This window comes from Nostoc sp. DedQUE02 (genome assembly GCF_034531035.1).
GTDB lineage: Bacteria > Cyanobacteriota > Cyanobacteriia > Cyanobacteriales > Nostocaceae > Nostoc.
In genome coordinates this window covers 21424-33484 of the sequence record NZ_JAVRBY020000035.1, presented here as the reverse complement: position 1 = coordinate 33484, position 12061 = coordinate 21424, and the positions used below count along the sequence as shown (strand labels likewise).

Annotated in this window: 12 protein-coding genes; 8 read left to right on the top strand and 4 right to left on the bottom strand. The window is 39.2% G+C overall.

All coding sequences use genetic code 11. The features are described from left to right. Positions 1-18 precede the first annotated feature (18 nt). The gene (locus RMX98_RS23030; RefSeq protein WP_322676211.1) at positions 19-891 is read left to right on the top strand and encodes a sodium:proton symporter; all 873 of its coding nucleotides are present in this window, start codon (positions 19-21) and stop codon (positions 889-891) included. A 317-nt stretch (positions 892-1208) separates the two neighbouring features. Here RMX98_RS23030 and RMX98_RS23025 read toward each other — a convergent pair whose 3' ends face one another. Both RMX98_RS23025 and RMX98_RS23020 read right to left on the bottom strand, forming a co-directional pair. Beyond that, entirely contained in the window at positions 1209-1718 is a 510-nt protein-coding gene (locus tag RMX98_RS23025) for an HAD family hydrolase (RefSeq protein WP_322676252.1), read from the bottom strand. A gap of 83 nt (positions 1719-1801) precedes the next feature. Continuing rightward, complete coding sequence (locus RMX98_RS23020; RefSeq protein ID WP_322676210.1) at positions 1802-2005, bottom strand: hypothetical protein; 204 nt, start codon at positions 2003-2005, stop codon at positions 1802-1804. A gap of 269 nt (positions 2006-2274) precedes the next feature. Here RMX98_RS23020 and RMX98_RS23015 point away from each other — a divergent pair, with 269 nt between their 5' ends. Both RMX98_RS23015 and RMX98_RS23010 read left to right on the top strand, forming a co-directional pair. Continuing rightward, positions 2275-3399 (top strand): sulfate ABC transporter substrate-binding protein, encoded by a 1125-nt coding sequence (locus RMX98_RS23015; RefSeq protein ID WP_409881465.1) that lies wholly within the window; start codon positions 2275-2277, stop codon positions 3397-3399. A 175-nt stretch (positions 3400-3574) separates the two neighbouring features. Then, a complete protein-coding gene (locus RMX98_RS23010; protein ID WP_322676209.1) occupies positions 3575-3835 on the top strand; it encodes a hypothetical protein in 261 nt (86 codons plus the stop codon). A gap of 8 nt (positions 3836-3843) precedes the next feature. Here the strand turns inward: RMX98_RS23010 and RMX98_RS23005 are convergent, their stop codons facing one another. Next, the gene (locus RMX98_RS23005) at positions 3844-4053 is read right to left on the bottom strand and encodes a hypothetical protein (protein WP_322676208.1); all 210 of its coding nucleotides are present in this window, start codon (positions 4051-4053) and stop codon (positions 3844-3846) included. A gap of 227 nt (positions 4054-4280) precedes the next feature. On the opposite strand from RMX98_RS23005, the gene RMX98_RS23000 reads away from it, so the two are divergent. Then, positions 4281-4853 (top strand): dual specificity protein phosphatase family protein, encoded by a 573-nt coding sequence (locus RMX98_RS23000; protein WP_322676207.1) that lies wholly within the window; start codon positions 4281-4283, stop codon positions 4851-4853. Positions 4854-4990: 137 nt separating this feature from the next. Here RMX98_RS23000 and RMX98_RS22995 read toward each other — a convergent pair whose 3' ends face one another. After that, positions 4991-7834, bottom strand: a complete 2844-nt coding sequence (locus tag RMX98_RS22995) for a calcium-binding protein (protein WP_322676206.1) — start codon at positions 7832-7834, stop codon at positions 4991-4993. Positions 7835-9009: 1175 nt separating this feature from the next. On the opposite strand from RMX98_RS22995, the gene RMX98_RS22990 reads away from it, so the two are divergent. The 4 genes from RMX98_RS22990 to RMX98_RS22975 all read left to right on the top strand — a co-directional run bounded on the left by RMX98_RS22990 (position 9010) and on the right by RMX98_RS22975 (position 12049). Beyond that, on the top strand, positions 9010-9153 hold the full coding sequence (locus tag RMX98_RS22990; RefSeq protein ID WP_322676205.1) for a hypothetical protein: 144 nt from the start codon (positions 9010-9012) through the stop codon (positions 9151-9153). A gap of 599 nt (positions 9154-9752) precedes the next feature. Beyond that, positions 9753-10337: an ISAs1 family transposase gene (locus tag RMX98_RS22985; RefSeq protein WP_322676204.1), complete on the top strand. Its 585-nt coding sequence runs from the start codon at positions 9753-9755 to the stop codon at positions 10335-10337. A 51-nt stretch (positions 10338-10388) separates the two neighbouring features. Continuing rightward, entirely contained in the window at positions 10389-11180 is a 792-nt protein-coding gene (locus RMX98_RS22980) for a nucleoside phosphorylase (protein ID WP_322676203.1), read from the top strand. Between the two features lie 302 nt (positions 11181-11482). Then, a complete protein-coding gene (locus tag RMX98_RS22975; RefSeq protein ID WP_322676202.1) occupies positions 11483-12049 on the top strand; it encodes a retropepsin-like aspartic protease in 567 nt (188 codons plus the stop codon). Positions 12050-12061: the final 12 nt, after the last annotated feature.

Sequence of the window (12061 nt, the reverse complement as noted above, 5' to 3'; positions counted from 1 at the left end):
TTGACAAATAATTAAATCATGAATGAAATTTTAGTAGTAATTGACAAACTTGCACTTTTCACATTCATTGTTTGCACTATGTTAGGTGCAGGTTTAGGTTTAACGGTACAACAGATTTGGAAACCACTCCGCAGCCCTCGACTCGTCATCTTATCTTTACTAACAAATTTTGTATTAGTGCCAGTTTTTGTTTATTTGCTAGTGCAAGTAGTACCTTTAAGCGAACCAATTAGAGACGGTTTACTAATTATGGCAGTAGCATCAGGGCCGCCAGCTTTGCCTAAACTTGCTCAAATAGTCAAGGGCAATATAGCTTTTTCTGTGGGATTAATGATGTTGCTGATGCTGGGTACTATTTTTTATATGCCAATGGTTCTGCCGTTAGTAGTGCAAGGTGTGCAAATCAACTCTTGGGACATTGCTAAACCCTTGTTGTTGCTGATGGTTAGTCCGTTAATGATGGGATTATTTATCAAAGCCAAATTTGCTGCGATCGCTCCCATTATCCAGCCAATTTTATTCAAATTATCTAGTTATGGATTACTTTTTGGTTTAGTAGTCAGACTCTTCATTCACACCAACGATATCATTAGCTTATTAAAAACAGGTGCAATCTTTGTTTGTGCGATATTTATTATATTCTCCTTTAGCGTCGGTTATCTTTTAGGTGGGCCTGGCATTGATACTCAAAGAGTACTAGGAGTCGGAACTGCCCAACGCAATTTTGCCGCAGCATTATTAGTAGCTACGAGTAATTTTGACGATCCCAACGTGGTCAGCATCATCATGGTGACAAGTCTATTAATGATGGTGATAGTTCTCATTGCTGGGCCAAAGTTTATAGAAATAGACCAAGCAACAGATGCAGAGATCAAACAGGTAGAGGTATAAACTTGACCGAAAAAAGGCAGAAGGCAGAAGGAACAGCCTTTGATGCGAGCGATCGCACTCATTACAAGATTTTATAGCTCTGCGTCCAGATGTGCGTTAGCTGACAACAACTTTGCTAACTTTAATTAAAAGATTTACAGCTTGAATAGAGTGTCTGCCCCTAGCACTAAGAATAGCGTCACAACTGTCACTGTTAGTTCTGCGATCGCTATTTGATGTTTTGAGTCGGCGTGGATTTGGGCAGTTGTACCAAATTCGGTACTGTTTGCTAAAAATCAACAATACAGTACAGTTTAGTTTGGACTTGATGCCAGCTTCTATGATATTAACTCTGATAGTTCAGTCAACCGATTAATTCGTTTTATAATCTGAGGAGATGCTTGCAAACCACGGTTAAAACGGTTAAGCCAAACTCCTATTAATCCGGCATCTTTGGCCGCTAACGCGTCTAGTTCAAGGTTATCTCCAACATAGACGCTCTGTGTTTGTTGTACTTCCAATTTGGCACAAGCGTACTGGAAAATCTGGGACGCAGGCTTCGCAAATCCCGCCGCTTCTGAGGTAAAAACGACATCCATAACTGACAGAATACCGCATCGTTTAAGTACTTCAACCTGCTGCGCCTCCTGACCGTTTGTTATTACCCCAATCTTGCATTTTTGTAACTGTGCAAAACATTTATCGACATCATTAAATAACTGGCACATACTCACGTAATGCTCCCAGTACTCCGAGAGTAAGGTATCAGCATCTGTATCTGAAAATTGATAACCGTATTTTGAGAATGCTTCTTGTAGTTTTCCTCTACCCGATTCTTGAAACGTAATACCAATTTTAAAAAAGAATGCGACAGATACATATTCCCAAACCTTTGTTCTGTCTAGCTTCCCTAATTTTTAATTTTTAATTTTTAATTTTGAATTGGTATAACTTGTTTGGCAAAGAACTTCTTGTACCACTTTCGATTCAAGGATATCCATTGTTCTTGAAATATATTTAGCTCATCTTTGCTATTAGGTATGATTTTATTAAATAATGCACTTGCCGCATCTCTAATTGCTGCATCATGATCTATAAGCGTATCGTCAAGGTCAAAAAGTACGGCTTTAATCATATATTTATTTAGCTATACAAGGTAGCTGAAACATTTTGCAGAAAATTCAAAAGTAAGAACATTAACAACCATCCTTCGCTTCCGCAATCGTAAACAAGTACGAACAAGGCTCTCATTTTGGCAACAGTAAGCCTCTTTCAGTACATAATCTACAACTTGTTTAAATTTAGGTTAATAAAAGGTTATGTAATTTCAGGAACTACCTTATAATACCTTTAAACTACAGTAAATCGCGGGGAATACCGCATTTATTACCTAAGGGGAAAATTTTGAGTATCAAACAACACCATAGATACACAACCAAGCCAGTTCACTCTTACATTGTCAAGCTTTGGCAAGCTATAAAACATCGACGGTTTATATCCTTCTTTTTGGTGGGAATCAGCTTAAGCCTAGTCATGACGGCTTGCTCTGGTGTTAACGTTGATAAGACTGGTGATACTAAGGCAACTTCTGTTAGTGATGTCAAGCTAACGTTGGTTTCCTATTCGGTGACAAAAGACGCATACGAGCAGATCATTCCCAAATTCGTAGATAAGTGGAAAAAAGAGCATAATCAAAATCTGACTTTTACTCAAAGTTATGATGGGTCTGGTTCTCAAACCCTAAATGTAATTGATGGTTTAGAGGCTGATGTAGTACACCTATCACTAGCCCTTGATATTGAGAAACTTGTTCAAAAAGGTTTTATTCAACCCGCCTGGGAAAAAGAAGCGCCAAATAATGCAATTGTGACCCAATCTGTAGTTGCAATTGCCACTCGTGAAGAGAATCCCAAAAATATTAAAACTTGGTCAGATTTAGCACGCCCTGGTGTGAGTGTGATAACAGCGAACCCGAAAACGTCAGGTGGTGCGCGCTGGAATTTTCTGAGTTTGTGGGGTTTCGCGATAAAAACTAGCAACAATGAGAGTCAGGCATTAGATTTTATTTCCAAGGTCTATAAAAATGTACCCTTGCAGCCCAAGACTGCTCACAATGCCAGCGAATTGTTCTTTAAACAAGGTCAGAGTGATGCCTTACTCAATTATGAAAACGAAATGATCCTATCAAAACAAAAGGGCGAAAAGTTTTCGTATGTTGTCCCTGATGTGAATATCTCTATTGAAAATCCTATTGCTGTAGTAGATAAAAATGTTGAACAACACGCTACTCGAAAAGTTGCAGAAGCATTTGTCCAATATCTTTACACTCCAGAGGTACAAAGAGAATTTGCCAAAATAGGTTTTCGTCCTGTTGATACTGCGATCGCAAAACAACTCAGTAGCGATTTTCCTCAAATTAAAACTTTGTTGAAAGTTGAGGATTTAGGAGGCTGGAACAGTATTGGGCAGAAATTTTTTAGTGAAGGTGCTATTTTTGACAAAATTCAAGCTCAGAAAGCTTTAAGCTAAATTGCTGAAATTTTTCGACTCTAAATTTGAGGACTCTGGACTATGAGCCATACTAAAAAAAGGCTCATAATTCCAGCGATCGCTAACTATATTTTTCAACAACCATTTGATTGAGGAGATCGTTTAAACTGGGTTGACATTATTGATGAAAACTTATTAGTAGGGAGGCTAAGTAATGAACCAGTCTCAAGAGGAAGACAAAAACAAATTCCTTTACCCTCGTGGTCGCTACTACGAACAAGTTAAACCAGAAAACTTAGTGTTTAATGCTAACTTGCAAGAATCTGCTCAAAAAGTTGCGATTATCACCAGTTTAGAAAGTAATGGTAAGCTTGACCCCAAAGAGGCTTACCAGCAAATTAAGGAACTTTGGAAACAATTAAAGTGCAGTAAGAAGAAACTGGGAATTGGTGATGAACCACCGACAACAGCCTGAAGTTACTTTTATTCCGGGGTAATCACCTCAAACTCATTCTTCCTGAGTGAAACTATAATATTTTCCTCATCTGAATCTACTTGAATGAGCCATCGGGTGCTTGATTGACCATCTGAGTGTGACTCTCGACCACAAACTACCCCAACTTTTCCAGTTACATAAAAAGGACGTAGAATCAAAACTTTATCTCCTACTTGAACAGGGTTTGGGGTCTGCAATAACGCTCCTAAAGCTGTTAGCTCTGAAAAATGAACTTATACAAGTGAAAAGCTCTCTTTTATAACCTTATCTTAACGAAAGCTTAATTACTAGCTAATTTTCCTGTTAGTGCTTCTCATGGAATGGTTTGATTTGTATGCAGCAAGCACTTGTAGCTAAGAAACAAAATTGATATAAAACAAATTTATAGATGTGGGATAAACACAACCCACAGGCATTGGAACAAATGACTAGAAATCCATACAAGTTTGCTGCTGCTTGGGAAGATGAACCGATTGTATTTGGTGCTTCCAGACCTGGTTACTCTAATCAACAGGTATCTGATTGGATTGAGTTCATGAAAAAACAAAATATCCAACGAGTCTGCTGTCTTCTCCCTCAAAAGCAACTAGCTCGTTACTCAAATCTTTTAGGCATATATCAACAAAAATTTGGTGAGCAGCAAGTTTGTTGGGCACCGATTACAGATTTTCAATTCGCTAATTTAGAAATGCTCACCCAAAGAATAATTCCTTTTTTAGTAGCAGCAGACAAACAAAATGAAAAAGTAGTTGTACACTGTTCGGGTGGTATTGGCCGCACTGGTCATGTGCTAGCTGCATGGTTGGTTAGTATTCGGGCATTCTCCAATAAAGATGCGCTAGCCGCCGTCAAAAGAACAGGCAGAAATCCTTATGAAGCTGCCATCGCATCTATGTTTACTTTTAAAAATCCCTTGAAAGCTGTACAGGAACTTAATGTACTTTTAAATGATTGCCGTCTAGTAGTCTGTTCGACCAATCCTGACGAATTTAGTTGACAAAGCTATCCTCTGTATTTGAATCAATTACGGCGATCGCGGATGCCATTTGCATTGAGCAAAATAGATGCGAGATACTAAAAAAAAGCACTCCGCAAACCTTACCACTTGGTTGGCTTGCAGAGCGCTAACTCCGATTAAACAACCACAAAATTGTTGTTGGTTAGTGACAATCCAGTAGATAGTTGTGCAAATTGTACCTGAGTAAACCCGGACGCGCTGCCATCAAGGTCAAAGTACAATGCACCAGTAGCGCTGTTGTAGATAAATCGCTCTTCGCTAGTGGTTGTAGAAGTTCCGAGAGTAAACTGACTTGTCTTAAGTGTACCTGTTAATAACCCGCCACCAAAACCAGCAGAGGATATCTGAATACGATCATTAACTGTGCTGAAGTTCTCAAGACGATCTAGCCCTTGATTGTAACTCTCGAAAATAAAGGTATCTGCACCTTTACCTCCAGTCAGGATATCATTGCCAAGACCACCGTTAAAGCTATTATTACCAACAGCACCAACAGCAGAAAGATGATCGTTGCCATCGCCACCAATGAGTAAGCTATTGCCTGATGAATTGTCAACAATCAATCTATCGTCACCAGTACCACCAATGAGCGTGTTATTTCCAGTGGTTGAATAAACCCCGTATTCAGTATACAAATCATTACCAGAAGCAGAGAGATAATCATTGGCATCGCCACCAATGAGCAAGTTATTGCCTGATGAATAGTCAGCAATCAATCTATCGTCGCCAGCCCCACCAATAAGCGTATTATTCCCAGAGGTAGTATTGATGTAAAGCTCACCACGATACTCATCAAAAGATCCAGAAGCAAAGATATTATCATTACCATTGCCACCATCGAGCAGATTATTGCCATTTGAATAGTCAGTGCTTAAACTATCGTCACCTGCACCGCCATATATTTGATCATTACCATTACCGCCACCAGAGAGAACATCGTTGCCATTGGCCCCGACAATATAATCATCGTAGGCTGTACCTAAAATATTTAATCGTTCAATATTTTTGTAGCTAACTTGATTTGAGCCAGTCTTAATCGTGCCTTGGTTAGTAGTTACGTCGAAAGTGGAAGTGATTCTTTCACTACGCAGGTAGTTAATAAAAGATAATAAATCGTCCCCTGCACCACCATCTATCGTATCATTTCCATCATCACCGCTATCCAACGAATCATTACCATTGCTCCCGACAATTTGATCATCGTAGCGTGTGCCTACAATCTCCAATCGTTCAATATTTTTGTAGCTAATTTGATGTGAGCCAGCTTTAATTGTGCCTTGGTTAGTAGTAGCATTGAAAGTTGAGGTGATTCCGGCGGTAGCTTGGTAGCCATAAAAAGATAATAAATCCTCTCCTGCACCGCCATCTATCAAGTCATTGCCATTAATGCCCCCATCCAAGGAATCGTTGCCACTGCTGCCGATAATCTGATCATCGTAGCTTGTACCTGATATCTCTAATTGTTCAATATTTTTATAGTTGATCAGATTATTACCAGCAGTAATAGAGCCTTTCTTAGTACTGGCATCGAAAGTTGAAGTGATTCCCTCGGTAGGATAAGCATAATAGAATTTCAAGACATCTTTGCCAGCCCCCCCATCTACTGTTTGAACCTTTAAAGAAGCAGGAGAAGTTTCTAAGATGATATAGATAGAATCATTGCCATTCCCGCCAATGATTGTATTATTGCCAAATCCAGGTGTATTTCTTCCGAAATAGTCGTAGTAGCTAGAGACAAAGAGAGTGTCATTGCCATCGCCACCGTCTAGCAGATTATTGCCGGATGAATTGTCAACACTCAAATTATCATCACCAGCGCCACCAATGAGCGTGTTATTTCCAGAGTTGGGAAACGAATTGTTAAAAAAATCTCTACCGATAGATAAGTTATCATTGCCATCACCCCCAGAGAGTAAGTTATTACTCTTGGAAGAGTCACCGCTTAAGCTATCGTCACCAGCACCACCAATGAGTGTGTTATTACCAGATGAATTAGAGACAGATAAGTTATCATTGCCATTACCTCCAGAGAGTAAGTTATTACCCTTGGAATAGTCAGCGCTTAAGTTATCGTTACCAGTGCCACCGATGAGTGTGTTATTACTGGTTGAATAATCAACACTCAAGTAGTCGTTACCAGCACCACCAAAAATTTGATCGTCACCGTAACTTGTATCGTTGCCACTGCTACCTCCGAAGAGGTAATCATTGCCATTAGTTCCTACAATATAGTCATCGTAGATAGTGCCCCTAATCTCTAATCCTTCAATATTCTTATAGTTAATCAGGTTCGTACCAACTTTAATGCTGCCTTCGTTAGTGGTAGTATTGAAAGTCGAAATGATTCTGCTTGTAGCGCTGGTCAAATATAAAGATAAGCGGTCATTGCCAGTCTCTCCGTCTATCTTTTTAGTGATTAAGGAATAGGGTGCAGTTGAGTAATCAAGACTGATGTAATCGTCGCCTTTACCGCTAAGAATGGTATCGTTGCCATTACTGCCGAAAATCTGGTCGTCATAGGCTGTGCCTACAATCTTTAATCGTTCAATATTTTTGTAGCTAACTTGATTGTTCCCAGATGTAATCAAACCTTCGTTGGTGAAACTATTGAAAGTTGAAGTTATTCCTTCATTGGATTGGCTAAAATCTACAGACAAGTAATCGTAATCTTTTCCTCCATCTACAGTTTGAGTTATTAAGGAAGAAGGCGTAGTCTTCGAGGCGGATAAATAAAAGGAATCATTTCCTGCATCGCCTTCCAGCACGTTGTTACCAGAACTATCAATGAGTACGTCATTTCCAGCACCACCTATTAGGGTATCGTCCCCAGCATCACCGCGCAGTACGTCGTTACCATTCTTACCTTCAATGCGATCGCTACCTGCATTACCATTAATCTCATCTACTCTGTTGCTACCTATTAAAGTATCGTTATCGTTGGTTCCAATTATCCTTGCCATAACTTTTACCTACCTAAAGTGTTTCTGCGGTAATTTAAGTTTTTAATTGCAATTAGTAAGATTTGACAACACAAAGCGATGTCTACGATGGGCTACACCTATGCCAAAATTAAAACTTTTTTTGGCTTAGTTCCATCTACCTCTAAAGATGAATATTGTCCTTGAAGTTTAACCTTCTTGATTAGCTTATAGAATAAAGGCAGAGGGCAGCTATGCTGAAAGTAATTCTGACTATTGGTCACTGCTGTGGCTGTTCACGCAGCGTCTTTAAAAGTTAGAGACAAAGGCTTAAAACCCTGACCAAATTAAAAATTTGGTCGCTCTTATTAAGGACGGATATGAATCCTTTTTTAATAAAACCTTCTGCCCTTTGCCCTCTGCTTTCTCAAAAGTCGTACTATCGAAGAACAATTTGGACTATTTCAGCTTTAGCTTATACAAAGAAATGAATATTGAGTTTGGCGCTTTTCCAACTATCATTGATGAATGCACATGTTATCCATTGCACTCTTCATTGAAAAAGTCTAGGAAAACAAGCTTAAATGCTTGAAATTGTACTTTCCGTTGGCTTTTATCAATTGGTAAGCTCAACTGTATTGAAAGTATCAAACAGCTGATAGAGAATAGGAATCTATGTAACTTCACTGTAGGCTATTGCCTATAGCTCTCTAGCTTCAAAATAGGAAACATCTAATAACACAATAATAACTATATACTAACTTTTCTACTTAGGTAGTCATCTTTGTTAACTCTTCACATTCAGAAACAACATATTTATATTGACTTTACTTTACCTAAGTAGATAAGAAGATTAAAGCTATATCAAGTCCCAGGTGTTAGTTGCAAAACGGATTAAGAATTAAGCAGTATTAAGAATGGAAAAATTGAGTGACTGGTGTTAAGTTCCAATGCCTCTATGAAGCGGTTTTTTAGACGGAAACTTAGAACGAGTTTTTTTGACTAATTGAGGATTGCTTTTATCCTGATTTCAGATGAATAGACCACAAATTTAGTAAACTGGAGAGGCAGCAAAAATACTCATAGTTATGCCTGCTCCTTACTCAACTGATTTACGCCAAAGTGTGATAGATGCTTATGAAGCCCAAGAAGGGCCGCAACGCCAATTGGCTAAACGCTTGAAAGTGGAATGGCACTAAGAAAAGCTCGGAGTTGATGTGGGTGGATCTACAGTCAGCAACAGTGACGCGATCGCTGCGGGCGTATCCCGCTTCATTCCGTTGCAAATTCATCAGGGGAAGATGTTTTACCAGGGTTTGTGTTGGATTTTACCGAAGTGTGGAATTAATCTCCAAAAGTGAGCGTTACGGAGAAGAAAATGGTTGTTACACTGCAACTGTGTCAAATCGACGTTCAACCAGGACAGTGCTTGACTTGCGATCGCGCAGCATACCATTGTTCTCTCAAAGAGATAATCTCAACTCCTGACTAACTTTTGGTTACTACTTAAAATCTTAATGGAAATTTTTAAATTCACATTTTGCACATCTGCGATTATGCGATCGCATCCTAATGTCGGGTGCGTTGTCGCAAAGTGAAACGCACCACAATCTCAACAATTTGTCATATCATGTCCGCCAAATTAACCATAAGAAAAGAACCCCACCCCCAACCCCTCCCCGCTCTTCGGGCTACGGTGTACACACATCTTTCTAGAAAACCAAAATTGTCGTAGATCCCCCTAAATCCCCCGATAAATTGGGGGACTTTGAGAGTTCTTTGCCCCCCAATTTATCGCTACGGTGTACACACATCTCTCTAGAAAACCAAAATTGTCGTAGATCCTCCTAAATCCTCCTTAAAAAGGAGGACTTTGAGAGTTCTTTGCCCCCCTTAAAAAGGCAGGGCTGTTTCATTCCCTAAAACAGGTAAAATTGCAAGTGTTGAGGGGATAAAAAATATGGGTGCTTCTCTGATTGAACATCTGGGACAAGTTGTTGGCGAAGCCTCTCGAAGAGAAGACTTCAGAACGACTGATGGTCGAAGACATCGACTTTGGTTGGTGTTGCTATTTGTAATAATGGGCACTATGAGTGGATATGTTGGGTATCGTGCATGGGGGGATTTTGTCAAGCGGCATCGTCAGGTACTAATAGAGATGTTTGGCATTCAAAAACATGGTGTACCTTCATACTCAACTATCAGGCGTGTAGTAATGGGAGTAGATTTTGAGAAACTTGTTGCAATATTCAATCAATGGGCATACCAATACGTTGATTTAGAAGCATCTGATTGGTGTGGAATTGATGGTAAAAGCATTAAAGGAACAGTCATCGACCACGAAAAATCATGTCAGAACTTTGTCAGCATAGTCTCAGTCTTTGCAAGTAAAAGAGGACTAGTTTTAGGCATGGAAAAATTTGAAAATAAACAGGAGAGCGAAATTGTAATTGTGCAAAATTTAATTGCAGCTTTGGATCTCAAAGATGCTGTATTCAGCTTTGATTCTTTACATTGCCAAAAAAAACTTGCAAGTTTTTTATAGGTAAAGACGGTTCGTAAGTAAAATAATCTAAAATTTAAAATCTAAAATTGAATGCCAAATCAACGCTTTTATCACATTGGTTTTGGACAAGATGATTTAGGTTCATCACCTCCTAGCATTGCTTTATTATCTGGCGACCCGGAGCGATCGCGCTTAATTGCCCAAACTTATCTACAAGATGTCCGCTTATTATCCGAAAATCGCGGACTCAATAGCTATGTAGGATACTTACCGAATGGTCGCACCATTTTATCAGCTACAAGTGGTATGGGTGCGCCTTCATTAAGTATTGTTGTCAACGAGTTGGTACAAGTAGGAATCCGGCAAATTATTCGCATTGGAACTTGCGGATCGATTCAACCTCATATACCAGTCGGTAGTGTTGTTATTAGCAGTGCAGCATTGTGTCGCCAAGGTGCAGCAAATGACATTGCACCTGTGGAATATCCAGCCGCAGCCGATCCTTTTTTGACAGTCGCTTTAGTTAAAGCCGCGCGAGAATTAAAAGTTGAACACTACATCGGAATTACGGCATCAGTTGATACTTTTTACGAAGGACAAGAACGCACTGATTCTGCCAATCCAAATTTAATGCGATCGCTGCACGGCATTACAGAAGAATATCAGCGCTTGAATATCTTGAATTATGAGATGGAATGCGGCACACTATTCAAAATGGCAGGAGTGTATAATTTTGCTGCTGCTGCTGTTTGCGGTGTAGTTGCTGGGCGTACTGTTAGTGAAAATATCATCTTAGAACAAAAAGATATCGCCGTTAAAAATGCGATCGCAACTGCTGTAAATGCAGCTGCAAGCTTTGAGCAAGCTAACAAATTTCTCTAAGCCAATTTCTTAGTATGTCAGATTTAATCTGGTCTAAGTAGTTTTATCATGTCTTTACTTAATCTTTAATTTATCAATCAGTAATTCTAGGTAAGATGTATTGAGTCAGATAAAATTTTACCTGGTTGAGACAGATTACATAAAAAATCTTATCAGCTAACTGAAAGCTACAAAAAGTGGTTAAAAATATCTATTTTAAAACGGATAAAATTTGAATTCTTATCTTTTTAATTAATAAATAAATTCTGATTTTTGATATTAGAAATTTAAGATTCATCACGACAATTGGAGATAAATATAACATGAAGAATGCTTGGAGGCGTTGGATTACGACCGTTAACCTAGTTGCAATCGCACTAATGCCGACGCAGATGTTTTTAGCATTCTCTCATCGGGCCACAGCAGACGATCCAGGAGCATGTTACATGATAACTTCCTCTGGTAAAACTGTGGGATTGGGAAGGCTTTGTGGCAATAGTAATGTAGCTGCACCTTCAGACAACACAGTTTTTCGAGTCGCAGTTAAACGCCGTTTTGGTGGAACTCCTGTGATTGATGTCACCTTTAACGACAAAAAAACTTTTGAAATGATTGTAGATACAGGTGCTAGTGGAACCATTATCACTCAAGGTATGGCCAATACACTTCAACTCCAGGCTACGGGTACAATGCAAGCCCAAATTGCCGATGGTAGCGAAGTAGAATTCTCAACCAGTAAGGTAAAATCTATAGCAGTAGGTGGAGTTACAGCCAATAATCTTCAAGTAGCGATCGCACCAAAAGCAAGCATCGGCTTACTAGGTCACGATTTCTTTGGCAACTATGATATTAAGATTCTGGAAAAAGAGGTCGAATTTCATCACCGCTAATGTTTACACTTT

Excerpts from the sequence above, each read along its gene's own strand:
- RMX98_RS23030 (WP_322676211.1), top strand. The coding sequence starts at position 19 with ATGAATGAAATTTTAGTAGTAATTGACAAACTTGCACTTTTCACATTC.
- RMX98_RS23020 (WP_322676210.1), bottom strand. The coding sequence starts at position 2,005 with ATGATTAAAGCCGTACTTTTTGACCTTGACGATACGCTTATAGATCAT.
- RMX98_RS23010 (WP_322676209.1), top strand. The coding sequence starts at position 3,575 with ATGAACCAGTCTCAAGAGGAAGACAAAAACAAATTCCTTTACCCTCGT.
- RMX98_RS23000 (WP_322676207.1), top strand. The coding sequence starts at position 4,281 with ATGACTAGAAATCCATACAAGTTTGCTGCTGCTTGGGAAGATGAACCG.
- RMX98_RS22995 (WP_322676206.1), bottom strand. The coding sequence starts at position 7,834 with ATGGCAAGGATAATTGGAACCAACGATAACGATACTTTAATAGGTAGC.
- RMX98_RS22985 (WP_322676204.1), top strand. The coding sequence starts at position 9,753 with ATGGGTGCTTCTCTGATTGAACATCTGGGACAAGTTGTTGGCGAAGCC.
- RMX98_RS22980 (WP_322676203.1), top strand. The coding sequence starts at position 10,389 with ATGCCAAATCAACGCTTTTATCACATTGGTTTTGGACAAGATGATTTA.
- RMX98_RS22975 (WP_322676202.1), top strand. The coding sequence starts at position 11,483 with ATGAAGAATGCTTGGAGGCGTTGGATTACGACCGTTAACCTAGTTGCA.